The 554-nt window shown below is 34.7% G+C and carries 1 protein-coding gene; it reads right to left on the bottom strand.

Annotated elements, in window-relative coordinates; genetic code table 11:
• Window positions 1-109: 109 nt before the first annotated feature.
• Entirely contained in the window at window positions 110-331 is a 222-nt protein-coding gene (locus tag FD23_RS08805; protein WP_057717961.1) for a hypothetical protein, read from the bottom strand.
• Window positions 332-554: the final 223 nt, after the last annotated feature.

The raw sequence follows: 554 nt of genomic DNA, 5'->3' as shown, positions 1-554 counted from the left end.
TTGACTTCGCTTATTTGTTTGGATCAAACATTGTTTGACCCGCACACTGCGAAACTTTGTTCAGTTTTCAAAGTACCAACTGCGTCTTAGTGACGCAACGTTTTATATCTTACTCGCTTGTTTGATCCTTGTCAACAGCTTTCTGATATTTTCTTTTTGCCTTCAATTGCCTTTCTTTACGAAAGCGCTTCTTGCTTGCCTTGAAGACATTTAATACTTTACCTTGTTTTTTCTTTTTCGTCAACTTTTGCCTTTTAATTGTCTTTTCTGCCAAACGCCAGGAGGTGTTGTAAAGTTTTTTCCTTTTTTGTTTTTCAAAATCCTCGCGCACTTTTGGAAAAATTGCTTTTTCGGAAAAATCGTTCGGATTTTATACCTTTTCTAGGTTAAATGCATAAAAAGTTTTTTGAATTTTTTTGTTTTTTCAACTTTTTTACGGGTTGAAAGTAAAAAAAGAAGCAGCCAAATGACTGCCTGATATGACCCCCGAAATTAGGACACTAATTTCGGGGGTTATTTTCATGACTAAATACACTAAAGAAATCAAACTTGCT

The organism is Lactobacillus delbrueckii subsp. delbrueckii DSM 20074 = JCM 1012 (genome assembly GCF_001433875.1).
GTDB classification, from domain to species: Bacteria; Bacillota; Bacilli; order Lactobacillales; family Lactobacillaceae; genus Lactobacillus; species Lactobacillus delbrueckii.
Note: the sequence above shows the minus strand (reverse complement) of the source record. Positions and strands in the feature narration are given on the sequence as shown.